Source organism: Saccharopolyspora hordei (assembly GCF_013410345.1).
GTDB classification, from domain to species: Bacteria; Actinomycetota; Actinomycetes; order Mycobacteriales; family Pseudonocardiaceae; genus Saccharopolyspora; species Saccharopolyspora hordei.
The window spans coordinates 1,044,450-1,068,504 of the sequence record NZ_JACCFJ010000001.1; the positions used below are offsets into that span (position 1 = coordinate 1,044,450).

General features: G+C 74.3%; 25 protein-coding genes. 18 read left to right on the top strand and 7 right to left on the bottom strand.

Annotated features, from left to right (window positions below; translation table 11 throughout):
* Window positions 1–215 precede the first annotated feature (215 nt).
* From HNR68_RS04910 to HNR68_RS04925, 4 genes are all read left to right on the top strand, one after another.
* Window positions 216–1,337 carry a S8 family peptidase gene (locus HNR68_RS04910; protein ID WP_343049943.1) on the top strand — a complete coding sequence of 374 codons (1,122 nt, stop codon included), beginning with the start codon at window positions 216–218 and terminating at the stop codon, window positions 1,335–1,337.
* A gap of 80 nt (window positions 1,338–1,417) precedes the next feature.
* A complete protein-coding gene (locus tag HNR68_RS04915) occupies window positions 1,418–1,999 on the top strand; it encodes a sigma-70 family RNA polymerase sigma factor (protein ID WP_179718065.1) in 582 nt (193 codons plus the stop codon).
* Entirely contained in the window at window positions 1,996–2,472 is a 477-nt protein-coding gene (locus HNR68_RS04920; protein ID WP_179718066.1) for a hypothetical protein, read from the top strand. Before HNR68_RS04915 ends, HNR68_RS04920 begins: the two co-directional genes overlap by 4 nt.
* Entirely contained in the window at window positions 2,469–5,084 is a 2,616-nt protein-coding gene (locus tag HNR68_RS04925) for a CHAT domain-containing protein (protein ID WP_179718068.1), read from the top strand. The genes HNR68_RS04920 and HNR68_RS04925 overlap by 4 nt, the downstream gene beginning before the upstream one ends.
* A gap of 297 nt (window positions 5,085–5,381) precedes the next feature.
* On the opposite strand, the gene HNR68_RS04930 is transcribed toward HNR68_RS04925, so the two are convergent.
* A complete protein-coding gene (locus HNR68_RS04930) occupies window positions 5,382–6,551 on the bottom strand; it encodes a pyridoxal phosphate-dependent aminotransferase (RefSeq protein WP_179718070.1) in 1,170 nt (389 codons plus the stop codon).
* A gap of 382 nt (window positions 6,552–6,933) precedes the next feature.
* On the opposite strand from HNR68_RS04930, the gene HNR68_RS04935 reads away from it, so the two are divergent.
* A complete protein-coding gene (locus HNR68_RS04935; RefSeq protein WP_179718072.1) occupies window positions 6,934–8,139 on the top strand; it encodes a DUF445 domain-containing protein in 1,206 nt (401 codons plus the stop codon).
* Window positions 8,140–8,191: 52 nt separating this feature from the next.
* On the opposite strand, the gene HNR68_RS04940 is transcribed toward HNR68_RS04935, so the two are convergent.
* Window positions 8,192–8,740, bottom strand: coding sequence for a CGNR zinc finger domain-containing protein (locus HNR68_RS04940; protein ID WP_179718074.1), 549 nt, complete (start codon window positions 8,738–8,740; stop codon window positions 8,192–8,194).
* A gap of 133 nt (window positions 8,741–8,873) precedes the next feature.
* On the opposite strand from HNR68_RS04940, the gene HNR68_RS04945 reads away from it, so the two are divergent.
* The 8 genes from HNR68_RS04945 to HNR68_RS04980 all read left to right on the top strand — a co-directional run bounded on the left by HNR68_RS04945 (window position 8,874) and on the right by HNR68_RS04980 (window position 13,895).
* On the top strand, window positions 8,874–9,254 hold the full coding sequence (locus HNR68_RS04945) for a VOC family protein (RefSeq protein WP_179718076.1): 381 nt from the start codon (window positions 8,874–8,876) through the stop codon (window positions 9,252–9,254).
* A 230-nt stretch (window positions 9,255–9,484) separates the two neighbouring features.
* The gene (locus tag HNR68_RS04950; RefSeq protein WP_179718078.1) at window positions 9,485–9,889 is read left to right on the top strand and encodes a helix-turn-helix domain-containing protein; all 405 of its coding nucleotides are present in this window, start codon (window positions 9,485–9,487) and stop codon (window positions 9,887–9,889) included.
* A gap of 6 nt (window positions 9,890–9,895) precedes the next feature.
* On the top strand, window positions 9,896–10,525 hold the full coding sequence (locus HNR68_RS04955) for a hypothetical protein (protein ID WP_179718080.1): 630 nt from the start codon (window positions 9,896–9,898) through the stop codon (window positions 10,523–10,525).
* A gap of 92 nt (window positions 10,526–10,617) precedes the next feature.
* The gene (locus tag HNR68_RS04960) at window positions 10,618–10,917 is read left to right on the top strand and encodes a DUF2516 family protein (RefSeq protein WP_380575505.1); all 300 of its coding nucleotides are present in this window, start codon (window positions 10,618–10,620) and stop codon (window positions 10,915–10,917) included.
* Window positions 10,918–10,955: 38 nt separating this feature from the next.
* Entirely contained in the window at window positions 10,956–11,654 is a 699-nt protein-coding gene (locus tag HNR68_RS04965; RefSeq protein WP_343049944.1) for an alpha/beta fold hydrolase, read from the top strand.
* Window positions 11,655–11,696: 42 nt separating this feature from the next.
* The gene (locus tag HNR68_RS04970) at window positions 11,697–12,245 is read left to right on the top strand and encodes a YbaK/EbsC family protein (RefSeq protein ID WP_179718084.1); all 549 of its coding nucleotides are present in this window, start codon (window positions 11,697–11,699) and stop codon (window positions 12,243–12,245) included.
* Between the two features lie 482 nt (window positions 12,246–12,727).
* Window positions 12,728–13,381 (top strand): MFS transporter, encoded by a 654-nt coding sequence (locus tag HNR68_RS04975; RefSeq protein ID WP_179718087.1) that lies wholly within the window; start codon window positions 12,728–12,730, stop codon window positions 13,379–13,381.
* Window positions 13,382–13,616: 235 nt separating this feature from the next.
* Window positions 13,617–13,895 (top strand): hypothetical protein, encoded by a 279-nt coding sequence (locus tag HNR68_RS04980; protein ID WP_179718089.1) that lies wholly within the window; start codon window positions 13,617–13,619, stop codon window positions 13,893–13,895.
* Here HNR68_RS04980 and purU read toward each other — a convergent pair.
* From purU to HNR68_RS05000, 4 genes are all read right to left on the bottom strand, one after another.
* Window positions 13,892–14,764: a formyltetrahydrofolate deformylase gene (gene purU, locus HNR68_RS04985; RefSeq protein WP_179718091.1), complete on the bottom strand. Its 873-nt coding sequence runs from the start codon at window positions 14,762–14,764 to the stop codon at window positions 13,892–13,894. The two genes, HNR68_RS04980 and purU, sit on opposite strands and share 4 nt — an antisense overlap.
* Window positions 14,765–14,916: 152 nt before the next feature.
* Window positions 14,917–15,657 carry a maleylpyruvate isomerase family mycothiol-dependent enzyme gene (locus tag HNR68_RS04990; protein ID WP_179718093.1) on the bottom strand — a complete coding sequence of 247 codons (741 nt, stop codon included), beginning with the start codon at window positions 15,655–15,657 and terminating at the stop codon, window positions 14,917–14,919.
* Between the two features lie 47 nt (window positions 15,658–15,704).
* Window positions 15,705–16,562 (bottom strand): class I SAM-dependent methyltransferase, encoded by an 858-nt coding sequence (locus HNR68_RS04995; RefSeq protein WP_179724661.1) that lies wholly within the window; start codon window positions 16,560–16,562, stop codon window positions 15,705–15,707.
* Window positions 16,559–17,068 (bottom strand): DUF2505 domain-containing protein, encoded by a 510-nt coding sequence (locus HNR68_RS05000; protein WP_179718096.1) that lies wholly within the window; start codon window positions 17,066–17,068, stop codon window positions 16,559–16,561. The genes HNR68_RS04995 and HNR68_RS05000 overlap by 4 nt, the downstream gene beginning before the upstream one ends.
* A gap of 16 nt (window positions 17,069–17,084) precedes the next feature.
* Here HNR68_RS05000 and HNR68_RS05005 point away from each other — a divergent pair, with 16 nt between their 5' ends.
* Both HNR68_RS05005 and HNR68_RS05010 read left to right on the top strand, forming a co-directional pair.
* Window positions 17,085–18,215 carry a UDP-N-acetylmuramate dehydrogenase gene (locus HNR68_RS05005; RefSeq protein WP_246330392.1) on the top strand — a complete coding sequence of 377 codons (1,131 nt, stop codon included), beginning with the start codon at window positions 17,085–17,087 and terminating at the stop codon, window positions 18,213–18,215.
* Window positions 18,216–18,337: 122 nt separating this feature from the next.
* Window positions 18,338–19,312: a hypothetical protein gene (locus HNR68_RS05010; protein WP_343049945.1), complete on the top strand. Its 975-nt coding sequence runs from the start codon at window positions 18,338–18,340 to the stop codon at window positions 19,310–19,312.
* A gap of 25 nt (window positions 19,313–19,337) precedes the next feature.
* Here HNR68_RS05010 and HNR68_RS05015 read toward each other — a convergent pair whose 3' ends face one another.
* Window positions 19,338–20,084: an SDR family NAD(P)-dependent oxidoreductase gene (locus tag HNR68_RS05015; RefSeq protein WP_179718101.1), complete on the bottom strand. Its 747-nt coding sequence runs from the start codon at window positions 20,082–20,084 to the stop codon at window positions 19,338–19,340.
* Between the two features lie 234 nt (window positions 20,085–20,318).
* Between HNR68_RS05015 and HNR68_RS05020 the strand changes: the two genes are divergently transcribed.
* The 3 genes from HNR68_RS05020 (at window position 20,319) to HNR68_RS05030 (ending at window position 23,448) form a co-directional block, all read left to right on the top strand.
* Window positions 20,319–21,449 carry an Ig-like domain-containing protein gene (locus HNR68_RS05020; protein ID WP_380575223.1) on the top strand — a complete coding sequence of 377 codons (1,131 nt, stop codon included), beginning with the start codon at window positions 20,319–20,321 and terminating at the stop codon, window positions 21,447–21,449.
* Window positions 21,450–21,643: 194 nt separating this feature from the next.
* On the top strand, window positions 21,644–22,939 hold the full coding sequence (gene mshA, locus HNR68_RS05025; protein ID WP_179718105.1) for a D-inositol-3-phosphate glycosyltransferase: 1,296 nt from the start codon (window positions 21,644–21,646) through the stop codon (window positions 22,937–22,939).
* Window positions 22,936–23,448: a YbjN domain-containing protein gene (locus tag HNR68_RS05030; RefSeq protein ID WP_179718107.1), complete on the top strand. Its 513-nt coding sequence runs from the start codon at window positions 22,936–22,938 to the stop codon at window positions 23,446–23,448. Before mshA ends, HNR68_RS05030 begins: the two co-directional genes overlap by 4 nt.
* Window positions 23,449–24,055: the final 607 nt, after the last annotated feature.

The following is a 24,055-nucleotide window of genomic DNA, read 5'->3' on the forward strand; positions in this document are numbered from 1 at the left end:
GTTGGTTGCGCCGTGATCGACGCCGATGATGGCATTCAACCACTTCGAGTGGCAGTTGACCGCCACCGACCGCGTGGTGGTCAGCGGTCGGTCCGCCATTCTCCACGCAATCGGGCGACGGGGGAAGATCGTGGAGCCCGTCGGTCGGGTGAGTCGGGCCCCGGAGAGCGGCGTGTCCGCTGTGGACGGACGGGCCCGGCGGCAGGGTGTCCGCTGTGGATCAGGGATGGGGAAACCAGCTCGGGATCGGTGAACTCCGGCAGCTGTGGGCCGCTCACGGCCACGACCTCCTGCTGCACGACCCCGGGGGCAGCGGGGAGTGCCTGGTGCGGCGCGGGGAGCTGATCGCGTCGGCGACCGCGCTCGACCCGGTCCTGGACCGGTTCCGGCGGTGGATCGACGGCGTGCAGCACGACGACGGCCTGGCCCGGGTCCGCCTGCGCGGCCCGGAACGGGACCGCTGTGTCGAGATGGCGCGGGAGACCGCCGGTGTCGCCGCCAACCACGTGCACTTCGGCTGCCCGGTCATGTACGGGACGCCCGTCATGTACGGGACCGGTGCGGACGCGCGGGCCGCGCCACCGGTGCCGGAACCGCTTGCGGTGCGGTGGGATCCGCCCGTGGTGGTGGGCGTGTTGGACACCGGCTGCGACCCGCACCCGTGGTTCCGGGACCGGCCGTGGTTCGAGGCGGTGCCGGAGGTGCTCGACGCCGACGGCGACGCGGGGCAGGACCGGCAGGCCGGTCACGGCACGTTCGTCAGCGGCGTGCTGCTGCAGCACGCTCCGGGCGCGGTGGTCCGGGCGCAGCGGGTGCTCTCCTCGCTGGGCTTCACCGACGACTACGCGGTGGTGGCGGGGCTGCGGTCGCTGCGGTCGGCGGCGGCCGCGCGCGGTGAGCGCATCGGGGTCGTCGTGCTCACCGCCGGGTGCCACACCGCGGACGACGAGTGCCCGCCTGTCCTGCGTGAGGAGCTGGACCGCTGGTCGGACGCGGTGGTCGTCGCGGCGGCCGGGAACCAGGCGCGGAGCCGGCCGTTCTGGCCCGCGGCACTGCCGTCGGTGGTGGGCGTCGCCGCCGTCGGTGGGGACGGGGCGCTGGCGGGGTTCTCGAACTTCGGGCCGTGGGTCGACGCCGCCGCGCCCGGGGTCGGGGTGACCAGCTGCTTCGTCCGGTTGACCGGCGACGGCGGGCGGACCTTCGGCTACGCGAGCTGGAGCGGCACGTCCTTCGCCGCTCCGCAGGTGGCCGCGGCCGTGGCGACCGCGCTGCACGAGGGCCGGACCCGGGAGGAAGCACTCGATCTGGTCCGTGATCGCCACCCGTTCGAGCGGTAATCGATCTCGAGTGGATCTGTGCGGCCTGCTCGCTCCTCTATTCCCCGGGAGCGGAGACCGAGAGCGGGGAGGAGCAGGTCGTGCACGAGGCCGGGGAGACCGGCACCGCGGTGCTGTTGCGCCGGGCGGAGGCCGGTGACGAGCAGGCGTGGCGGGAACTGGTGGACCGCCACGCACCGGTGGTCTGGGGCGTGTCGCGGGCGTTCTCCGCGAACACCGCGGACGCCGAGGACGTCTGCCAGGCGACGTGGCTGCTGCTGGCGGAGAACCTGGGGCGGCTGCGCGATCCGGGGGCGCTGTCGGCGTGGCTGGTGACCACCGCGCGGCGGGAGTCGCTGCGGCTGCACCGCGCTCGCCGGCGGGAATCACCGGTGGGCCTGGACTCGGACGTGCTCGGCACGGCCGGGCCCGTCGCGGACCCCGAGCACGAGGTGCTGCGGCGGTGGACCAGCTCGCGGCTGGCGCGGTCGTTCGCCGAGCTCCCGCAGCGCTGCCAGCAGCTGCTGCGCGTGCTCGCGGTCGCGCCGGAGGCGAGCTACGCGCAGGTCAGCGAGGCCCTCGGGTGGCCGCGCGGCACCATCGGGCCCAAGAAGAGCCGCTGCCTGGCGCAGCTGCGGCGGCGGATGCTCGCCGCCGACGTGCCGGAGGAGGTGGCGGGATGAACGCGGGGATGCCGCACGAACTGCGCCGGCTGCGCGCCCTGTTCCAGTCCTGCGACCCGGTTCCGGAGCGCGCGCTCGCGGGCGCGTACGCGGCGATGTCGCGCCGGGCGGGCTACCGGGACGCGGTGGCGCTGCACCTGATCGGGGACTCGGCGGAGTCGTCGGCCGTGGTGCGGTCGCTCGGTGCGCCGGAGCCGCGGGTGTTCACCTTCGCCATGCCCGGCCGGGTGCTGGAGCTGGACCTGGCCCCGGTCGAGGACGACCGGTACCGGGTGTCCGGCATGGTGCTCAACCGGTCGGGCGGCACGCCGCCGCGCGGGGACGTGGTGCTGCGCCACCGCTCGGGCGAGAGCGCGTCCGAGCTGGACGAGCACGGCGCGTTCCACGGCGCGGAGGTGCCGCGCGGTCCGCTCAGCGTGGTGTTCCGGCCGCTGCGGTCGGCGCCCGCCGTCGCGGATTGGGTGGTCTGTTGAGCGCCGGGACGGCGGTGGCACCGCCGGACCCGATCGGCTCCGCGCTGTGGTGGCGGGACCACGCCAGCTCCGCGCCGGACGCGGCGATGCGCAAGGCCGGGGAACTGCTGTCCAGCCCGGACGGCGAACTGCGCGCGCTGGCCCGGCACATCGCGGCGCTGGCCGCGGTCGAGCAGGGGCGGGTGCGGCAGGCGCACCGCCACGCCCGGCTCGGGCTCGCCGCCGCGCGGCGCGCGGAGCGGTGGCAGCTGGCCGGGCAGGTGCAGCTCACGCTGGCGTGGATCGAGCTGGAACGCGGGGGCGTGGACGCCAGTTGGGCGAACCTGCGCGCGGCCGAGCCCCTGCTGCCGGGGGGCGAGCAGGGGCGGGCCGCGTGCCTGCGCGGGTTGCTGCACTGCCGGAGCGACCAGCACCGCGAGGCCCGGGCCGAGCTGACCCGGGCGCTGGACCTCCTGCGGCCCGACGACCGGCGCTGGGTGGCCAACGCGTTGATGGGGCGAGGTCTGGCCAACCTCGACGCCCACCGGTTGGCTGCGGCCGAGGCGGACCTGTCCGCAGCGGAGCGGGTCTTCGCGGCGGCCGGGCAGACCGCGCGGGCCGCGGGCTGCCGGCACAACCGGGGCTTCGTCGCCTACCGCGCCGGTGACCTGCCGCGCGCGCTGCGGCTCTACGAAGAAGCCGTCACCGCGGGGCTGGACGTGCGGTCGAGCCCGGAAGCGCTGGTCGACCGGGCGGAGGCGCTGGCCGCGGCCGGGCTGGCCACCGAGGCGCGGGTGGTCATGGAGCAGGCCGCCGACCGGTTGGCGGTCTGCGGCCGGGCGGGGCGGCTCGCGGACACCCGGCTGGCGTTGGCCGGCTGCGCGCTGCGCGTCGACGACCTGCCCGCTGCGGTGCAGGCGGCCGACAGCGCGCGTCGGTTGTTCCGCGCGCAGCGGCGCCCCGCGTGGGCGGCGCTGGCGACGGCGGTGCTGTGGCAGGCCAAGCTGCGCTCCGGTCAGTGCTCGCGGTACTCGCTGGCGGCGGCGCGGCGCGCGGCGGCGGCGTGCGCCGACCACGGGTGGACGGGAGCGGCGGCGGAGCTCCGGCTCACCGCGAGCGGCTGCGCGGCCCGGGCCGGGATGCGCGCGATGTCCCGGAAGCTGCTGGCCCAGTGCGTCCCGCTGCGCGACGCCGCGGTGGCGGCGCCGCAGCACCGGGCCCTGGGCTGGTTGGCCGAAGCGCTGCTGGCGGAGCAGGACGGCGACCAGGAGCGGCTGTTCGCGGCGTGCCGGGACGGGTTGCGCGCGGTGGACGGCCAGGTCTCCGAGATGGCGGCCTTCGAGCTGCGCGCGCACACCGCCGGGCTGGCCGCGGAACTCGGTGACCTGGCGGTCGGTGCCGCACTGCGCAGCGGGGACCCGGAGCTGGTGCTGCGCTGGACGGAGCGGTCGCGGGCCGGCGCCCTGCACCGCCGTGCGCTGCGCCCGCCGGTGGACGCGAGGCTGGACTCGGCCCTGGTGCGGTTGCGGGCGGCGGTGCAGGAGACCCGCCGCGTGCGGGACCCGAAGCGGGCGCTGCGGAGAGTCGCCGCGCTGGAGGAGCAGGTCCGGCACCGCGCCCTGCTCGTGGAGGGGCGGACCCGCGAGCTCCCGGCACCGTGCGGCCTGGGCGAGGTGACCGCCGAGCTGGGCGACTCGGTGCTGCTGAGCCTCTGCGCCCACCGCGGGAGGTTGTTCGCGGTGTCCGTGGTGGACGAGGTGGTGCGGTTGCACGTGCTGGGCCCGGAGTCCAGCGCGCACGCGCAAGCGGCCCGCCTCCGGCACCTGCTCGCCCGGCAGGCCACCGGGACCGCGCCGAGCGCCACGCCGACGTTCGAGCGCGGTGCCCGGCGAGCCGCCGAGGAACTGCAGGCCCAGCTGCTGGAGCCGGTGCTGCCCGCGCTGGAGCGGGGACGTCCGCTGGTGGTGGTCCCGACCGGGCGCCTGCACGTGCTGCCCTGGGCGGCGCTGCCGGCCTGCCGCGGGCGGAGCGTCACGGTGGCGCCGTCCGTGCGGTGCTGGCTGCGCGCCGCACTGGACGCGCGGGCCGTCGACCCGGCGGGGTCGTCGGTGTGGATCGCCGGACCGGGACTGGACCACGCGGAGCGCGAGGTGCGGGCGCTGCACGCGGCGGCGGGTGGTCGGTTGCTGCTCGGCGCGGACGCCACCACCGAGCGAGCGCTCTCCACTGTGGACGGTGCGGAGGTGGTGCACTTCGCGGCGCACGGTCGCTTCCGCGACGACCAGCCGCTGCTGTCCTGCCTGGACCTGGCCGACGGCCCGCTCTACGCCTACGACCTCGACCGCCTGCACCGCGGTCCGACCACGGTGGTGCTCTCAGCGTGTGACGTGGGCAGGTCGGCGGTGAGCCGCGGCGACCAGCTCAGCGGCCTGGCGACGACCCTGCTCGGTCGCGGCACCGCCACGGTGATCGCCAGCGTGGTCCCGGTGCCGGACGAGCGGACCGCCGAGGTCATGACGTCGCTGCACGCTGCCTTGCGCGCCGGCACGGCCCCCGCCGAAGCCCTGGCCAGGGCGCAGGCGGAGCACGGCGAATCGGGGTTCGTCTGCCTCGGCTACGGAGGTGCCAGGTGAGCGATCGTCGTCGTCGGAGCGGTCATCGGGCGTCCGTCGCGTGGACCGTGCGCGTGCTGCGGAGGCGTGGTGCCGCGTGGACGGCCCCGGCCCGAGCGGTCTGGTCCACGCCGACTCCACCGGGTGTTCCGGACACCGGTGCGGGCGCCGTTGACCGCAGGAGGAGGTTCGGGCGCGATCGCCGCGCGGCGTGGTGGGATCGCTCCGCCCGGCCGCCGCCGAGCGGCCAGCGCGGAAACACCCCGGCCGACCCGCGGGTGCGCGCCGCTCGCGGCGCGGCGCGCACCGACCGCGGGTTCAGCCGAGCTTGTGGAGGCGGGCGATCGCTTCGTCCAGCACCTCGTCGCGCTTGCAGAACGCGAAGCGGACCAGGTGCCGGACCGGGTCCGGGTCGTCGCAGAAGACCTGCACCGGGATCGCGGCGAGGCCGATGCGCTCCGGGAGCGACCGGCACAGCTCGGCACCGTCGTCGAACCCGAGCGGGCGGACGTCGGCGCAGATGAAGTAGGTGCCCTCACTGCTGAGGACGTCGAAGCCCGCTTCGGTCAGGCCTTCGGCGAGCCGGTCCCGCTTGCGCTGGAGGTCCTTGCGCAGCTGCTCGACCCAGTCGAGCTCGTGGCGCAGCGCGTGCGCGACCGCGGGCTGGAACGGGGCGCCGCCGACGAAGGTCATGAACTGCTTGGCCGCGCGCACCGCGGCGACCAGTTCGGCCGGGCCGCAGACCCAGCCGATCTTCCAGCCGGTGGCGCTGAAGCTCTTGCCCACGCTCGAGATCGACAGCGTCCGCTCGGCCATCCCGGGCAGGGTGGCCAGCGGGTGGTGTTCCCGACCGTCGTAGAGGAGGTGTTCGTAGACCTCGTCGGTGATGGCGATGACGTCGTTCTCGCGGCAGACCTCGGCGATGGCGGCCAGCTCGGCGTCGGTGAACACCGTGCCGGTCGGGTTGTGCGGCGAGTTCAGCACCAGGGCGCGCGTCTGCGGTCCGACCGCGGCGCGCAGCGCCTCCAGGTCGAGCTCGAAGCGGTGGTCGGGGCCCTGCCGGAGCGCGACGGTGCGGCGCACCCCACCGGCCATCGCGACCGCGACCGGGTAGGAGTCGTAGTACGGCTCGATGAGCACGACCTCCTCGCCCGGCTCGACCAGGGCGATCATCGCGGCGGTCAGCGCCTCGGTGGCGCCGACGGTCACGAGGACCTCGCCCTCGGGGTCGTGCTCGATGCCGTAGCGCGTGGAGCGGTGCTCGGAGATCGCGGCGCGCAGGTCGGGCTCACCGGCCCCGGGCGGGTACTGGTTCACGCCGTTGGCGATCGCCTCCTGAGCGACCCGCAGCATGCCCTCGGGGCCGTCGGTGTCCGGGAAGCCCTGGCCGAGGTTGACCGCGCCGGTCCGGCGGGCCAGTTCGGTGATCTCGGCGAAGATCGTCGAGGTGAACGGGCGCAACCTGGTGGTGAGGGCTGGAGTACGCACGCCTGGGGAGCGTAGTCGACACGAGCAGCGGCGAGTGGTCCAGACGGCGGGCGTCCAGAGCGTGGGACCCCCGCTGACGGCGCCTCGCCGGTCGGCCGCTCCCGGGGCGCGTGGGGACAGCGTTCCGACGTGCGCACGGACACGTCGCGGCAGCTCACCAGCGGCCCCGCCCGCCGGGCCCGGCTCGGTCGGGACGTCCCTTTCCGCAGGTCGGAGGTGGTCGGCGCCGATCACCAGGGCGGGCAGCCGCGCAGCCCAGCCGGCCCCGGCCCTGGGTGCGGCCGTGCTGAACCGCCGTGGGCGGCCCCCGAGCGCTGCCACAATCGGTCCTGTGCAGCCCTCATCGGTTCCCGACACTGACAAGCGCCGACGCCTCCGCCGGATGAAGGCCGTCGCCGGCGGGCTCCTGCTGTTCGCGGCCGTCGTCTACGTCGTCGCGCGCTGGCAGGAGAGCGGCGGCGCGGCGTGGGCGGGCTACCTGCGGGCCGCCGCCGAGGCGGGCATGGTCGGTGCGCTGGCGGACTGGTTCGCGGTCACCGCGCTGTTCCGGCGGCCGCTCGGGCTGCCCATCCCGCACACCGCGATCATCCCCACGCGCAAGGACGTGATCGGCCGCAGCCTCGGCGACTTCGTCGGCTCCAACTTCCTGTCCGAGCAGGTGGTGCGCGACAAGCTGCGCCGGGCCCAGATCAGCCGGCGCCTGGGCGGGTGGATCGACGACCAGGACCACGCCGAGCGGGTCACCTCGGAGCTGGCCACCGCCGTGCGCGGTGCCGTGCAGGTGCTGCGGGACGAGGACGTGCAGGCCGTGCTCGAGCAGGCGGTGGTGCGCAAGGTGCTGGCGCAGCCGTTCGGTCCGCCGCTCGGGCGGATCCTGGCGCAGGTCTTCGCCGACGGCTCGCACCACAAGCTGGTCGACCTGGTCTGCGACCGGGCCTACGACTGGGTGCGGGACAACCACGACACCGTGCTGCGCGTGGTCAGCCAGCGTGCGCCGTCCTGGTCGCCGAAGTTCTTCGACGCCATCGTGGCCGACAAGATCTACTCCGAGGTGCTGTCGTTCGCGTGGGCGGTCAAGACCGACCCCGAGCACCAGATGCGCAAGGCGGTCGACCGGTTCCTGGTCGAGTTCGCCGACGACCTGCAGCACGACCCGAAGACGATGGCCAAGGCCGAGCAGATCCAGCAGCAGGTGCTGGAGCACCCCGAGGTGCAGAACCTGGTGGCCTCGGCCTGGGGCACCGCGAAGAAGATGCTGCTCGACGCCGCTGAGGACCCGTCGAGCGAACTGCGCGTGCGGGTCCGCGACGGCCTGCGCTCGCTGGGCCGCCGGGTCGTCGAGGAGCCCGAGCTGCAGGCCAAGGTGGACGGCTGGCTCGAGGGCGCCGCGGTGCACGTGGTGTCCAACTACCGCGCCGAGCTCACCACGCTGATCACCGACACCATCGAGCGGTGGGACGCCCAGGAGACCTCGCGCAAGATCGAGCTCCAGGTCGGGCGCGACCTGCAGTTCATCCGGATCAACGGCACGGTGGTCGGCGCGCTCGCCGGCCTGGCGATCTACAGCGTCTCCCAGCTCTTCTTCTGACGTCGTCCGGTGTGGGCGCGTGGCGTGCCGGCAGGACCGGCACGCCACGCGGTCATGCGCTGGTCGTGTGGCGCTCGCGCCAGGAACGGGCCTTCTCCCGGTTGCCGCACACCCGCATCGAGCACCAGGTGCGGGAGCGGTTGCGGGACCGGTCGTAGAACGCCCACAGGCAGCCCTCGGCCGGGCAGATCTTGATCCTGTCCCAGTGCCCCGTGTGCACCAGGCGGGTGGCGGCCACCAGCACGGTGCCGAGGGCGTCGACGCCGGTCAGGACGGGTATCCCGCGTCGGAGCCGGACCTGCACCGGCCACGCGGTGGTGGCCAGTTCGGGAGGTCTGGCGCCGTAGGAGACCGCGTTGCGCATGGAGTCGCGGATCTCGCGCGCTGCTTCAACGGCGGGTACTGCTTCGAACCCCCGGTCGGTGCACCACTGCTGCCACTGGTCGTGATCGTCGAGAGTTTCGGTGCCCTTCTCCGCGTCGCAGGTGTTGAGGAAGGCAAGGACTAGCTCGATGTCGTGGTCGAAGTCGAGATCGACCGCTCCCAGCGTCGGTGGCCGGACCGCCTCCGGAGCGACAGCTCTGCTGTTCACGAACACCATCGTAAGCGAGTAAGTGGTTGTGCCGAGCGCACATAACCGCCATACTTCGTTGACCAGTTAGTAACCACCGTGGTGGGCTCAGTGGTTGTGGCCGGTGCGCGCTGCGCGAGCGCCGGAGACGGACGGAGGAGCGATGACGGAGTTGTCCCTGGCGGCGTTCGCGATCGACTGCCCGGACCCGCGGGCACTGGCCGACTTCTACGGGCGGCTGCTCGGCTGGGCGGTGGACGAGGACTCGACCGACGACTGGGTCGAGCTGGTGGACCCGCGCGGCGGTGCGCCGCTGGCCTTCCAGCGGGACCCCGAGTACCGGCCGCCGACCTGGCCCGGCAACGAGGTGCCGCAGATGATGCACCTCGACATCCGGGTGCGGACCCTCGACGAGGGGCACGAGCGCGCGATCTCGGCGGGAGCCACCCAGCTGCCGCAACCCCCTGACCGCCTGGACGCGAACTTCCGCGTCTACGCGGACCCGGTCGGTCACCCGTTCTGCATGTGCGCGGTCCAGTCCTGACCCCGGGCACGCGCCCGCGGCGCCCGCCCGACGAGGCCTGGCAGGGCTGCCGGTCCCGGCTGTGGCCGGCAGCCCTCGCGCGGCCCAGTCCCGCCGGGGCCGGCAGTGCGCCCCGGCGGTCGGGTGTCGGTGCGGGCCGCCGCCGGTGTCCCCGAACGGGTGCAAGCAGCGTGCTTGCAACAGCTAGCACTCGTGCGTACCGTGGGTGGTGACCGGAGAGGTGCTTGCCCGTGGAACGTGTGGACAAAGCCGTCAACAAGGCCGTGAACCAAGCGGTCAGCGACCTCGGCAGCTACATCCGGACGCAACGCAAGAACGCCCAGATCTCGCTGCGGCAGCTGGCGAAGCTCGCCGGTGTGTCGAACCCGTACCTGAGCCAGGTGGAACGCGGGTTGCGCAAGCCGAGCGCGGAGATCCTGCAGCAGATCGCCAAGGGGCTGCGGATCTCCGCCGAAGCGCTCTACGTGCAAGCAGGGATCTTGGAGCGCCGCGAGAGCGGGCCGGTGGTCGACGCGATCCTCGCCGACCCCGTCCTCGACGAGCGGCAGAAACAAGTGCTTCTGGACATCTACGCCTCGTTCCGGCGGGAGCACGACGCCGGGGCGGGCGAGGACAGCCAGCGATCCGAGGAGTGACCACCCATGCCGGTTTTCCTGAAGACCGAAGACGTGAACAAGGTCCGCGAGCAAGCGGAGAAGGCGTTCGGCGACGCCGTCGAGCAGGCCCGCACCCCGCTGCTCGCCGCGCTCGGCGCCGGTGACCTCGCGGCGCAGGCGCTGCTGGAGGCGGTCGGCAAGGTCCGCACCCAGCTGAACGAGCGCGCCGAGGCGGCCCGCCAGGAACTGCCCCGCGACCTGGAGGACCTGCGCGGCAAGTTGGACCCGGTCGAGCTGCGCAAGCGCGTCGACGCCTACAGCCAGACGGCCAAGCAGCTCTACGAGTACCTGGCCGAGCGCGGTGAGGAGACCCTGCACCGCCTGCAGGACCAGCCGCAGGTGAAGAAGGTCAAGGAGCAGGTCGGCGTCGCGCAGGAGAAGGTCGAGGAGAGCGTCGGCGAGGCCCGCGACCTGGCCGATGACGTGCTCGGCAAGGTCAGCCGCCCGTTCGGCGGCGCCGAGGGCACCGGGTCCGCCGGCACCGAGAAGGCGGAAGCCCCGACCTCGACCCGTGGGTCGGCGACCAAGCCGGCCGCCAGGACCCGGAAGTCGACCGCGAAGACCACCACGAAGTCCGCGGCCACGAAGCGGACCGACGGCGCCGGCGAGCGCTGAGCCCGCGGGGGTGCGCGCGCAGCGGGGCCCGGCGCCGCTGCGCGCGCCACCGGTGGGTGTCCGAGCCGCTGTCCAGCACGTAAGGTGGAGCCGTGGCATTCACCGGCTTGGCGTTGTACCAGTGGATCTTGCTGGTCATCTGGTTCCTGGGTATCCCGGTCGGGGTGTTCGCGTTCGTGCACGCGGCGCTGCAGCGACCTGACGCGTTCACCGCGGTCGACAAGCTGAGCAAGGTCAAGTGGCTGGCCATCACCGGTGCGGCCGCACTGCTGCTGATCCTGGACCAGCGCGGGCCGTACGGGATCATCTGGATCGCCGGGCTGGTCGCTTCGCTGGTCTACATCGTCGACGTGCGCCCGAAGGTGCGAGAGGTCCAGGGACGGTCCTGGTAGTGGCACCCCGCTGGCGCGCGCACGGCCGCGGTGAGCCCGTGACCCTGGTCGTGCACGGCTTGGGCGCGACCGAGGGCGAGGCCCGCATCCCGTCCTCCGGGCTGCCGGGCACCCGGGTCGTCGTCACGCTGCCCGGGCACGGCACGGCCCCGGACGCCCCGCCCGGCTACTGGACCTACCCGACCGTCGCCGCCGACGTCCTCGCGATCGCCGACGAGGTGGGGGCGACGCGCGCGGTCGGCGTCTCGCTGGGTGCGGGCGCGCTGACCCGCCTCGCCGCCGAGCACCCGGACCGGTTCGAGCGGCTGGCGCTGCTGCTCCCGGCGGCCCTGGACCGCCCCCGCGACGTCGCCGCCACCTGGTCCTTCGAGCGCCTCGCCGACGCCGTCGCGGCCGGTGACGAGGCGGAACTGCGCAAGCTCGTCGCCGCCGACCTGCCCGCGGACGCCGAGGTGGGCGACTACGTCGAGCAGCGGGCAGCGGCGTTGATGCGCCTCGAGGACGCCCTCCGCGCGCTGCCCGAGCAGGCACCGCTCGCCGACGCGTCCCCGCTGCGCGCGGTGACCTCGGACGTGCTCGTCGTCGCGGCCACCGACGACCCGCTGCACCCGACGGGGGTGGCCGAGGCGGTGGCCGCCGCCTTCGCCCGCGCGCGGCTGGAGGTCTTCCCCTCCCCGGCGCCGATGCTCACGCACCGCCGGGAGCTGCGCGGACTGCTGGTGGACTTCCTGCGGTGAGCCGCCCGACGGGCGGGCCGAGCGGGTTCGTATCGTCGTGCCATGGGTGTTGACTGGTCCTCGGCTGCAGGAACGTTGGACGTGGTACCGGCGCTGGAGCGCCTCGACCTGCTCGCCGACCCGGTGGCGGAGGTGGTCCGGGAGCTCGACGACGCCCGCATCGGGGCGACCGAGATCGATCCCGACCTGGCGGACACTGCGGCGTTCTGCGAGCAGTACGGCTCCCCGCTGGAGCTGTCGGCGAACTGCGTGGTCGTCGCGGGCAAGCGGGCCGGCGAAGTCCGCTACGCCGCCTGCCTGGTCCTGGCGACCACCCGCGCGGACGTCAACGGTGTGGTCAAGCGCCGCCTGGACGTGCGCAAGGCGTCCTTCGCGCCGATGGACGACGCGGTGCGGCTGACCGGCATGGAGTACGGCGGGATCACCCCGTTCGGCCTGCCGGCGGACTGGCCGGTGCTGATCGACCCGCAGGTCGCGAAGGCCCCGGCGGTGGTGGTCGGCAGCGGCGTGCGCCGCAGCAAGCTCATCACGCCCGGCGAGGTCCTGACCCAGCTGCCCACCGCAGAGGTCCTGGAGGGCCTGGGCCGCTGACGCCGTGGGGGTGCGCGGTGGCCCGGTGCCGCCGCGCACCCGTCCATCCACAAGGGACACGTCATCGAGTCCGCGTGCGGCGCAACGGGATCACGCGTTCTCTTCGGTGATCTCCTCGAGCCGCGGCGACCGTCCCTCCCCGTGGCCGCCCTTCCCGCTGCTCGCGATGTCCGTTCGGGAGCCGGGAAAGCTGGTGAACGGACACCCCGCTCGCGACGTCTGGACGAGCGATCCTCGTTGTGCCGTCGGCGGGAACCGGCACCATGACGCCGTTCAGCGCTGCCCGGCCTGCTGGTCCGCGTCGGGCAGCTGCGGCGCCGGCGCGGGTGCGGCGGTGGCCGGCCCCGGCCACGGCGGCCTGAGCCGGGAGGGGGTGGTGCCGGGCGACCTCGTGGGCGTGCGCTCCCGGCCGTTCCGCTGCTCGCTCGGCGCGTGGGCGTTCTCCTCGGTCGCGCTCGGCGGCGCTGCCGCTGTTCACCGCGGTGAGCACCCGGGAGCCGGTGGCCGTGTCGGTGGTGGCGGCGGCGACCGCGCTGCCGTGGCTGCTGGTCGCGCTGCCGGCCGGTGCGGTGGTCGACCGCTGGCGGCTGCGCGGCACCCTCGTCGCCGCCCACGTCTCCCGCTGCGTGGTGACGCCGGGGCTGGCCGCGCTCGTCCTCGTCGACGGCGCGGGCGTGGGGGCGCTGGCGGTGTGCGGGTTCCTGCTCGGCAGCGCCGAGACCTTCGCCGACTCGGCAGCGCCGAGACCCTCGCCGACTCGGCAGCGCCGAGACCCTCGCCGACTCGGCAGCGCCGAGACCTTCGCCGACTCGGCGGGCCAGTCGCTGCTGGTCGCGTTCGCCGGTCCGGCCGACCTGGAACGGGCCAACGGCCGGCTGGTGGGCGTGGAGACCGTGGGCGTGGAGATCGCCGGACCGCTGGCGGCGGCCGCGCTGCTCGCCCGGGACCCCGTGCTGTGCTTCGCCGTCGACGCGCTCGCGCTGGGGTGCGCCGCGGCCCTGCTCACGGTCGTGCCGTCCCGGCCCGCCGCGGCGCCCGGTCCCGACCGGGGGCCGCTGGCGGCCGAGGTGCGGTCCGGGCTGCGGTACCTGGTGCGCCACCGGGTGCTGCGCACCCCCGTCGGCGTGTCGGCCTGACCGCGCTGCTCGCCAGCGGGGTCAACGTGGTGGCCTTCCTCCACGCGATCGGGTCGCTGGAGGTCCCCGCCGCCGCGGTGCCGCCGCTGCTGGTCTGCACCGCGCTCGGCACCCTGCCGGCGACGCAGCTCGCGGTCCGGCTGTCGAGCCGGCTGGGCAGCGGGGTCGTCGTGGTCGGCGGGCTGCTGGTCCTGGCGGCCGGGGCCGGCGTGCTCGGCTCGGTCCAGGTCGTGGGGTGGCGTGGCTCGCCGACCTCGTCATGGGCCTGGGCGCGGGGAGCTGGACCGTGCTGTCCGCGGCGAACCGCCAGCGCCTCACGCCCGGTCCGATGATGGGCCGGGTCACCAGCGCGCACCGGGTGCTGGCCCGGGGCCTGGTGCCGCTGGGGGCGGCGCTGGCCGGACCGGTCGCCGAGGCCACGTCGGAGCGCGCGGTCATCGTGGGCGCGGCGGTGCTCACCGCGGCCGTCGCCCTCGCCGCCGCGCCCCGGCCGTGGCGGCTGCGCAGCGGCTAGAAGACGACGGTGCGGCGGTTGTGCACCAGGACGCGGTCCTCCAGGTGGGCGCGGAGACCGCGGGCCAGCACGAGCTTCTCGATGTCGCGGCCCTTGCGCACCATGTCCGCCACGTCGTCGGTGTGGTCCACCCGGATCACGTCCTGCTCGACGATCGGGCCGGCGTCCAGCTCCGGGGTCACGTAGTGGCAGGTCGCGCCGATCAGCTTCACGCCGCGGTCGTAGGCCTGGTGGTAGGGCCGGGCGCCGGCGAAGGACGGCAGGAAGCTGTGGTGGATGTTCAGCGCGCGCCCCGCCCACGCCTCGCACAGCTCGGGCGGCAGCACCTGCATGAAGCGGGCCAGCACGACGGCGTCCGGGTCGTGCTCGTCCACCAGCTCCCGGACCTGCTTGAACGCCTCCGCCTTCGCGGCCGGGTCCTTGGCGAAGGGCACGTGGTGGAACGGCACGCCGTGCGCCTCGGTGATCGGGCCGAGGTCCGGGTGGTTGCCGATGACCGCGCGCAGGTCGACGTCGAGCTCGCCGGAGCCGATCCGGCCGAGCAGGTCGTGCAGGCAGTGCCCTGCCTTCGACACCAGGATCACCACGCGGCGCCGCTCCCCGGTGTCGGAGACGCGCCAGCTGCTCTCCTCGCCGAACTCCGCGGCGACGGCGGCGAAGCGCTCGCGCAGCTCGTCGATGCCGAACGGCAGCGAGTCGGCCCGCACCTCCTGCCGGGTGAAGAACCAGCCGGTCTCCATGTCGGTGTGGTAGCCGGCCTCGACGATCCACCCGCCGAAGTCGGCGAGGAAGGACGAGATCCGGGCGATGATGCCGGTGCGGTCGGGGCAGCCGAAGCTGATGACGAAACGCCGTTCGGAAGAGCTCACGATCCGTGATTGTCGCAGGTGACGCAGGTCCTGCAGGCCCCAGGTCGGCCCTGTGGCGCCGCCCACGGCACCTCCCGCGGGCAACCCGCCACGCCGACGGCCGACCGGGTTCCACTCTCGCGGTCGATCGGGTGCTCGCCCGTCCGGGGGTGTCAGAGGCCGGAGACCAGGCCGGCCAGCGCGGTGTCGCCGGTGACCACGGCCCGGCTCGGGCGGCCCCACACCTTCCGGTACACCGCGTCGGCCGTCCCGGCGATGGTCGCGTCGACCTCGAGCGCCGCGCCCGTCACCGGTCCGGCCTCCGGCGGCTCGCCCGGGCGGAACTCGACCAGCCACGCCCGCCCCGCGTCCGGGCTGTGCACGAGCACCTGCCCCGCGCGGTCGTGCTTCGTCCAGTCGACGGCCGGCAGCACCGCCGTCAGGAACTCGTCGATGCCGTCGGCGGCGAGCTCGGGGTCGAAGATCAGGTCGTGCACGTGGTCCGGGCCCAGTGCGGCCAGCGCGTGCTCGGCGTCGAGCCGGTGGATCGCCGTCTCGTGCGCCACCCGCCGGGCCCAGTCGCCCGGCGTGCCGCTGCCGGTGAGGAACCGCACCCGGCGGTCGGGGTCCACCGTGGACAGCGTGTGCCGCAGTTCGGCGAGCCGCTCGTCCCACCAGGCCAGCACGTCGTCGAACTCGGCCGGTGGGCGCGCGGATTCGGGGCGCGGGCTGCCCGGCTCCAGGTGCATCGAGCGCTCCGCCCGTGAGTAGGCCTGGCCCAGGTGCTGCACCAGGTGGCGGACCGTCCACCCTGGACAGGTCGCGACCTCGGCGTTCGGTCCGGCGCGGAGCGCGGCGCTGCGGAACGCCGCGGCCTGGTCGTGCAGGGCGTTGTGCAGCAGGTCGCTCGCCATGCCCCCACCGTAGGCCCACACCGGCGCTCGGTGCCCGCGCTCCGCGGTCAGCGCTCGGGGGCGACCGTCGACCACGGCACGGTCAGCTCGCCGAGGCGCCAGCGCCGGCGGCGGTCCAGCACCGGCCAGCCCCGGTCGGCCAGCAGCTGCACCGCGTGCGCCCAGCGGATGCGGGGACCGAACGGGGCCATCGGCGCGGCCGTCGCCCAGCAGGCGTCGAGCTCGGCCAGCAGCGCGTGCACCCGCTCGCCCGGCACGTTGCGGTGGATCAGCGTCTTCGGCAGCCGCTCCGCCAGGTCGGACGGCTTGTCGAGGTCCGCGGGCAGGCACGACAGGGTGAACGTGAGCGGGCCGCTGCGGTCCAGCGTCACCCAGCAGCAGCGCCGCCCGATCTCGTCGCAGGTGCCCTCCACGAGCAGCCCGTCCGGGGCCAGCCGGGAGCACAGCTCCTCCCAGTGCCGCCAGGCCTCCGGCTCGGAGTACTGCCGGAGCACGTTGAACGCCCGCACCAGCGCCGGGCCGGGGAAGTCGCGGACCCCGGCGGCCAGCCCGGCCAGCTCGAACCCGCCGCGGCGGAACTCCAGCGCGGGCGGGTCGGCGACCGCCTTGCCCCTCGCCACCCGGTCCGGGTCGATCTCCAGCCCGACCACCCGCAGCTGCGGGTGCAGCGGGCGCAGCCGGGCGGCCATCTCCAGGGTGGTCACCGGCGTCGCGCCGTAGCCGAGGTCGATCACCACCGGCTCGGCCGCGCCCCGCACCGCGCCGGAGACCCACGGGGTGCCCAGCACCCACCGGTCGACGCGGCGCAGCCGGTTCGGGTTCGTCGTGCCGCGGGTGGGCATGCCCAGCGCGCGGGCGCGACCGGCCGCCAGCCGCGGTGCCCGCTTCTTCGGGACCGACGTCATCCGCGGCGGCTCAGCCACTCGGAGGTGAAGCGCTCCTCGGCGCTGAGCAGCTTCTGCACCTGGTCGGCCACCAGGTCCTCGAGCTTGCCGCCCACGAACGGCACGTTCACCCGCACGTTCCCGTCGACCACGAACTCGCTGGTCACCGCGCCCCCGGCGTCGCGCAGCCACATCGAGCCGGTGATGGTGCACGGCGCCCCGGCGATCTCGGCCGCGATCTCGCCCGCGAAGTGCCCGTCCTCCTCGCGCCGCCACGACTCGCTGCGGTCGATCGTGAGGTCCCCGCCGACCACCGTGCGGGCCAGGGACGGCAGCGTGTCCGCGGGGACGGCGTGCCGGATCTGGAACCGCGCGCCCTCGTCGGTCGACACGTGCTGCACCAGCTCCGCGCTGTCCCCGCCGAGCTCGGCGAGCCGGTCGTTGAGGTACTCGACGTCGATCAGCGCCTCGTACAACCGGACCGCGGGCCACTCGGAGGTGCTTCGGTGCTCGATGCGGCGTGCCATGCAGCGGAGGTTACCTTTGGCAACCGTGAACCCCTCCAAGTCCGGTGCCGAAGACGTGCGCGGCAGCACAACGCACGCGGCCGGTGCCCGCGCTGGCGTCCCCCTGGCCGACCACACCACCCTGCGGCTGGGCGGACCCGCGGCGAGCTGGGTGGTCGCGACCCGGCCCGACGAGCTCACCGACGCGGTCCGCGCCGCCGACGCCGACGGCGAGCGGCTGCTCGTGCTCGGCGGCGGCTCCAACGTCGTGGTGGCCGACGAGGGGTTCGACGGGCACGTGGTCCGCGTCGCCACCAAGGGGCGCCAGTACGACAGCGTCGGCGACGGGCTGGTGCAGCTCACCGCGGAGGCGGGCGAGGACTGGGACGACCTCGTCGCCGACACCGTGCGGCAGGGCCTGGGCGGGCTGGAGTGCCTGTCCGGCATCCCCGGCCTGACCGGCGCGACCCCGGTGCAGAACGTCGGCGCCTACGGCGTGGAGGTCTCCGAGCTGCTGGTCTCGGTCGACCTGCTCGACCGCCGCACCGGGCAGGTGCGCACCGTCCCGGCCACCGAGCTGGGCCTGACCTACCGCGGCAGCGTGCTCAAGCACAGCGACGCCGCCGTGGTGCTGCGCGTCCGGTTCCTGCTGCGCGACGACGACCGCTCCGCCCCCATCCGCTACGGCGAGCTGGCCCGCGCCCTCGACGTCGAGCCGGGCACCCAGGTGGACGTGGCCAGCGCGCGCGAGGCGGTGCTGGCGCTGCGGCGCGGCAAGGGCATGGTGCTCGACCCGGACGACCACGACACCTGGAGCGCCGGCTCGTTCTTCACCAACCCGATCGTCGCCGAGGACGAGCTGCCCGGGGTGCTGGAGCGCATCACCGCCCGCGTGGGCGCCGACCAGCGGGTCCCGCAGTACCCGGCCGACGGCGGGGTGAAGCTGTCCGCCGCGTGGCTCATCGAGCGGGCCGGGTTCGGCAAGGGCCACCAGGGCCCGGGCGGGCGGGTCAGCCTGTCCACCAAGCACACCCTCGCGCTGACCAACCGCGGCGCCGCGACCACCCACGACCTGCTCAGCCTTGCGCGTGAAGTTCGGGACGGCGTACGCCTGGCCTTCGGCGTTTCGCTGGCACCTGAGCCAGTCTTGGTGGACTGTTCGCTGTAGCAGCCGAAGAGCCGAACGGCCGTAAGGGTGACTCTTCGTGACTGGTGCGTAACCCTGAGTGTTAAATGGTGTAGGTGGAGGGGGCCACCATGCTGAGCATCAGGGAGCTGAGAGATCGGGCCGTGATACGGCCGATCAAGAGGGCGGTCGAGGACCAGCTGCTCGACCTTCCCGGGGTGACGGCCGTCGACATCGGTGCGAGGCACTCTGCCGGACGCTGCACCGGGCAGCAGGTCATCATCGTCTCCGTCGCGCGCAAGAAACCGCGTGACCAGCTGGAACCCGGCGCCTGCGTGCCGTCCGACGTCTTCGGCATCCCGACCGACGTGATCGAGGAAGAGCCGGTCCTGCAGCACATCCACTGCGCCGAGGACGAGCCGCTGCCGCCGCGCCCGCGCCGCGGCGAGCGGACGGGCGTGATCGGCGGCGGCAGCGGGATCGGTCCCTGCCGGGCGGTCCACCTCGCGCCCCCCGAGGTGCCCGTCCCCGGGCCGCACCGGCGGATCGGCACGCTGGGCGCGCTGGTGGTCGGCACCACACCGACCGCGGTCACGATGGGCCTGACCACCTTCGACGTGGGCTGCCTGGACGACGGCTGGTCGGTGGGCGACCGGATGTTCGACCCCGAGGACGGCCGGGTGCACGCCGAGCTCGCGCGCGCCGCGCTGTCCGGCCGCGTGGACGCGGCGGCGGTCGCCCTGGCCCCCGGGTCGGCGACGACCTGCGTGGTCGAGGGCATCGGGCCGGTCACCGGGCCCGCCACGGCCTACCCCGGCGAGCGGGTGCGCAAGCACGGCTTCGGCACCGGGGTGACCACCGGCGTCGTGACCTCGGTCGATGCGACGGTCCGGATCGACCACGGCGAAGCGCTCGGGGTCCGGGTCCTGCGCGAGCAGATCCGGGTGGTGAGCTCGGAGTCCCGCTTCTGCGGGCCCGGGGACGCCGGCGCGGCCGTGCTCGGTCCAGGCGGTCGGGTGATCGGCCTGCACGTCGCCGGCAGCCGCGGCGGTGCCGTCGGTTTCGCCAGCCCGATCGCCGACGTGCTGGAGGAGCTGGACGTGGAGCTGTGCACCGAGCCCCTGCGCATCCACGCCTAGCCGGCCGGCGCCCCCTCCACCGGGCTCACTCGTGCCGGTGCATCCGGGTCGCCGAGTGCTGGTCGCGCGGCTTGACCTCGATGAAGTCGAGGTTGACGTGCGACGGGCGGGTGACCGCGAAGGTGATGACCTCCGCGACGTCGTCGCCGGTCAGCGGGGTCATGCCGCGGTACACGGCTGCGGCGCGCTCCTTGTCGCCGCCGAACCGGACCTCGGAGAACTCGGTCTCCACCGCGCCGGGCGCGATCTCGGTGAAGCGCACCGGCTGGCCCAGGTGCTCACCGCGCAGCGTGCGGTGCAGCGCGCCCTGGGCGTGCTTGGCCGAGGTGTAGCCCGCGCCGCCGTCGTAGACGCCGGTCGCCGCCACCGAGGTCACCGTGACCACGTGGCCGTCGCCGGAGGCGACCAGCTTGGGCAGCAGGGCCCGGGTGAGCCGCAGCGTGCCGAGCACGTTGGTCTCCCACATCCAGCGCCAGTCGTCCTCGACCGCCTCGGCGACCGGGGCCAGGCCCTTGGCGCCACCGGCGTTGTTGACCAACACGTGGCACTCCGGGACCTGCGCGACGAACGAGTCCACCGACTCCTGGTCGGTGACGTCCAGCGGCAGCGCCGTGGCGCCGATCTCCTCGGCCAGCGCGGTCAGCCGGTCCAGCCGCCGCGCGCCCACCACCACGGTGAAGCCCGCGGCGGCGAGGTGCCGCGCGGTGGCGGCGCCGATGCCGGAACTCGCCCCGGTGACCACGGCCACGCGGCCTGCAGCACTCGTACTCACGTCTCACGTCCTCCTGCCGATGTCGGGTGCCCCCATCATGCGACCGCGGGCCTGCTCGCCAGCGGACCGGTGTGACACGACACACTGGGGGGCGAGACATCCTCGCGATCTCCCGGGCGTCTCATGGGAGGAGACGATCTCCTGGTGACCGCCCTGCTCGACCCCGGCGGAGCGGACGGCGCGGACGAACCTCTCGGAAGGGAACTCAAGTTGCGTGGTGCCACGTTGCGGCCCTTGTGGACGGTGCTCGCCGGAACTCTCGCGGCGGTGCTGCTGCTCTCCGGGTGCGGGTCGCCCGCGCCGACGGAGCGCGCCCCCGCCGGACCGGTCGCGAGAGTCTCCTTCGAACCCGGCCCGGACGCCCGCGACGTCAACCCGACCGCGCCGGTGCGGGTGCGCGTCGAGCGCGGCCGGCTCGACGAGGTCGAGCTGACCAACGAGGACGGCAAGCAGGTCCCGGGCGAGCTCGCGCCGGACGGCAGGAGCTGGAAGGCGACCACCGAGCTCGGCTACGGCAAGACCTACACCTGGTCCGGCAGCGCCACCGGGGACGACGGCAAGCAGGTGTCGGTGGAGGGCAGCTTCACCACCCTGCAGCCGGAGCGGACCGTGCGCGCCACCATCAACCCCACCGACGGGGCCGAGGTCGGCGTGGCGATGCCGATCAGCGTGAAGTTCGACGAACCGGTCGAGGACAAGGCGGCGGTGCAGCGGGCGCTGACCGTGCAGACCTCGGTCCCGGTCGAGGGCGCCTGGGCGTGGCTGAACGACAAGCAGGTCGACTGGCGCCCGAAGGAGTACTGGCCCGCGCACACCCGGGTCAGCGTGAGCGCCAAGCTCTACGGCGTGCCCTACGGCGGCGGCGCCTACGGGCGGGCCGACCTGACCACCGACTTCACCATCGGCCGCGAGCAGATCGTCAAGGCCGCCGTGGGCACGCACCGGATGGTCGTGGTGCGCGACGGCCAGCAGGTGGCCAGCTACCCGGCCAGCTACGGCGAGGAGAACGACCCGGGCCGCAACACGCCCAACGGCACCTACATCATCATGGAGAAGAACCCCGTGGAGATCATGGACAACCCGCGCTACGGGTACCGCGACGTGCGCAAGACCTGGGCGGCGCGGTTCTCCAACCACGGCGAGTTCATCCACGAGAACGAGGAGAACGCCGCGGCGCTCGGCAAGGTCAACAACTCGCACGGCTGCATCAACCTCAGCGCGGCGGACGCGAAGGCGTACTACGACAGCGCCCTCATCGGTGACCCGGTCGAGGTGACCGGGTCGGCGAGCAGCATGCCCCCGCAGTACGACGTCTACGACTGGCTCCTCAGCTGGGACCAGTGGACGGCGAAGTCCGCGCTGTGACGCCCGCCCGCGCCCCCGTGTGACCAGTGCCACCTGGGGCGTTCAGGCGGTGGGTCGCGCAGGTCGCGGGCGGTAGCGTCAGGCGTTGGCCTGGTGCCGCCGGACGGTGGCGGGAATGTTTCCGCCGCCCCGGGTGTCGGGTTCGTACGAGCGTCCCGAACCCCTCGGGGCGTCCCGCTCGCGATGGACAGCAGATGACCTCCAGAACGTTACGCATGCGACCGCGGCGCGCGGCCGTCTTCTCGTTGCACACCTCACCGCTGGAGCAGCCGGGCACCGGTGACGCCGGGGGCATGAACGTCTACATCGCGCAGACCGCGCGGCAGCTCGCCGAGTTCGGCACCGAGGTCGAGATCTTCACCAGGGCGACGTCCTCGGACGTCCCGCCGATCGCCGAGCTCGCCCCCGGCGTCCTGGTCCGCAACGTCGTCGCCGGGCCCTTCGAGGGCTTGGACAAGAACGAGCTGCCCTCGCAGCTGTGCGCCTTCGCGGCCGGCGCACTGCGGGTGGAGGCCCGGCACGAGCCCGGCCACTACGACATCGTGCACTCGCACTACTGGCTCTCCGGGCAGGTCGGGTGGCTGGCCCGGGAGCGCTGGGGGGTGCCGCTGGTGCACACCGCGCACACCCTCGCCAAGGTCAAGAACGCCAACCTCGCCGCGGGCGACACCCCGGAGCCGCGGGTGCGCGTGCTCGGCGAGGAGCAGGTCGTCGACGAGGCCGACATGCTGGTGGCCAACACCGACTTCGAGGCCGCCGACCTGGTCGAGCGCTACGGCGCGGACCCGGCCTCGGTCGCCACCATCCCGCCCGGCGTCGACCTGGAGGTGTTCGCCCCGGGCGACCGCGTCGCCGCGCGCGCCGGGCTGGACCTGCCCGCGGACGCGGTCGTGCTCGCCTTCGTCGGCCGGATCCAGCCGTTGAAGGCCCCGGACGTGCTGCTGCGGGCCACCGCCGAACTGCTGGCCCGGCGCCCGGACCTGCGGGAGCGCCTGGTGGTGCTGGTGGTCGGCGGGCCGTCGGGCAGCGGCCTGGAGCGCCCGCGCGCGCTGCAGGAGCTGGCCGCGGAGCTGGCGATCACCGACGTCGTGCGGTTCCTGCCGCCGCGCTCCGGCACGGCGCTGGCCGACGTCTACCGGGCCGCGGACGTCATCGCGGTGCCGAGCCACAACGAGTCGTTCGGCCTGGTCGCGCTGGAGGCGCAGGCCTGCGGGACCCCGGTGGTGGCCGCGGCGGTCGGCGGGCTCCCGGTCGCGGTCGACGACGGGGTGTCCGGGCTGCTGGTGGACGGGCACCGTACCGGGCAGTGGGCCGACGCGCTGGGCTCGGTCGTGCTGGACCCGCAGCTGCGGGCGCGCCTGGCCGCGGGCACGGTGGAGCACGCGGCCCGGTTCTCGTGGCGGCGCACCACCGAGCTGCTCCTGGACGCCTACGCGCGGGCCAGAATGGCCTTCCACGCGCGACTGCGCTTCGAGGAGGTGACCGCGTGAGCGTCGACGAGGTGATCAAGTCCACCCTGGACGACAACGGGCTGGAGCACCGGCAGGAGGGGCCGGGCCGGTTCTTCGTGACGCTGCCCGGCAGCAAGAAGCTGCAGACCAACTGCTGGCTGGTCGTGGCCGAGCACGCCCTGGTGGTCGAGGCGTTCGTGTGCCGGCAGCCGGACGAGGCGCACGAGGAGGTCTACCGGTACCTGCTGCGCCGCAACGCCAAGCTCTACGGGGTGCACTACACCCTCGACGCCAACGGCGACGTCTACCTGGTGGGCCGCATCGGCCTGCACGCGGTGACCAGCGAGGAGCTGGACCGGGTGCTCGGCCAGGTGCTGGAGGCCGCCGACGGGGACTTCAACACGCTGCTGGAGCTGGGGTTCGCCACCGCCATCCGCCGGGAGTGGGGTTGGCGCGAGTCGCGCGGGGAGTCGCTGGCGAACCTGCAGCCGTTCCGCCAGCTCGTGGAGCGCGAGGGCCCGCTGGAACCGCTGCACGACAAGCCGTAGGTGCCACCGGACGACCGCGCCGCGCCCGGGACGGGGCGAGGCGGCGCGCGTCACCGCGACACGATCGGGTCGCGGTCCGCGAGTTCGTCGAGTGCGGAGCGCGCGGCGCAGGTGTCGCAGTGCAGCGCCGGTCCCGCGTGCCCGCAGCAGGACGAGGTGGTCCGCACCGCTGAGCTCGACGGGGTCCTTCGCAGCGCCGTGAGGCGGGTGGCGCTGCCCTTCGCGGCGGTCCTGGCCGTCCCGCGGTGCCGCTGGGCGTGCTCGTCCGCCGTCGTCGGGTGCGCGAGGCCGCCCGCGTCGCCGGGCCTGCCCCGGTCGTCGGCGGAGGACCGCGGGGGCGGCTCGGGAGAGAGGGGGAGTCACGAGCTCGAGCCGCCCCGCGCGGGGTCCCGCGTGTCGGGCCGGTGGGCGGGGGGCACCCTGGCCCGGCGGGCGCGGTCCGATGGGGGGCGCGGACCGCGTTCACGCGTCCTCGTGATCGGGGAGTGCGTGGGAGCCGATCAACAAGGAGCGTTGTCAACTTCGCAGAGTCATGCGACCGCCACAAGGCCGCCACATTCCTCCATCCGTGTGATGTTCACAACAGGGAGTAACACTCGGGAATCAA

What these genes read in the sequence shown, in the direction of transcription:
- HNR68_RS04920 (WP_179718066.1), top strand. Translation starts at nt 1,996, where the DNA reads ATGAACGCGGGGATGCCGCACGAACTGCGCCGGCTGCGCGCCCTGTTC.
- HNR68_RS04935 (WP_179718072.1), top strand. Translation starts at nt 6,934, where the DNA reads ATGAAGGCCGTCGCCGGCGGGCTCCTGCTGTTCGCGGCCGTCGTCTAC.
- HNR68_RS04940 (WP_179718074.1), bottom strand. Translation starts at nt 8,740, where the DNA reads ATGGTGTTCGTGAACAGCAGAGCTGTCGCTCCGGAGGCGGTCCGGCCA.
- HNR68_RS04945 (WP_179718076.1), top strand. Translation starts at nt 8,874, where the DNA reads ATGACGGAGTTGTCCCTGGCGGCGTTCGCGATCGACTGCCCGGACCCG.
- HNR68_RS04955 (WP_179718080.1), top strand. Translation starts at nt 9,896, where the DNA reads ATGCCGGTTTTCCTGAAGACCGAAGACGTGAACAAGGTCCGCGAGCAA.
- HNR68_RS04970 (WP_179718084.1), top strand. Translation starts at nt 11,697, where the DNA reads ATGGGTGTTGACTGGTCCTCGGCTGCAGGAACGTTGGACGTGGTACCG.
- HNR68_RS04990 (WP_179718093.1), bottom strand. Translation starts at nt 15,657, where the DNA reads ATGGCGAGCGACCTGCTGCACAACGCCCTGCACGACCAGGCCGCGGCG.
- HNR68_RS04995 (WP_179724661.1), bottom strand. Translation starts at nt 16,562, where the DNA reads ATGACGTCGGTCCCGAAGAAGCGGGCACCGCGGCTGGCGGCCGGTCGC.
- HNR68_RS05000 (WP_179718096.1), bottom strand. Translation starts at nt 17,068, where the DNA reads ATGGCACGCCGCATCGAGCACCGAAGCACCTCCGAGTGGCCCGCGGTC.
- mshA (WP_179718105.1), top strand. Translation starts at nt 21,644, where the DNA reads ATGACCTCCAGAACGTTACGCATGCGACCGCGGCGCGCGGCCGTCTTC.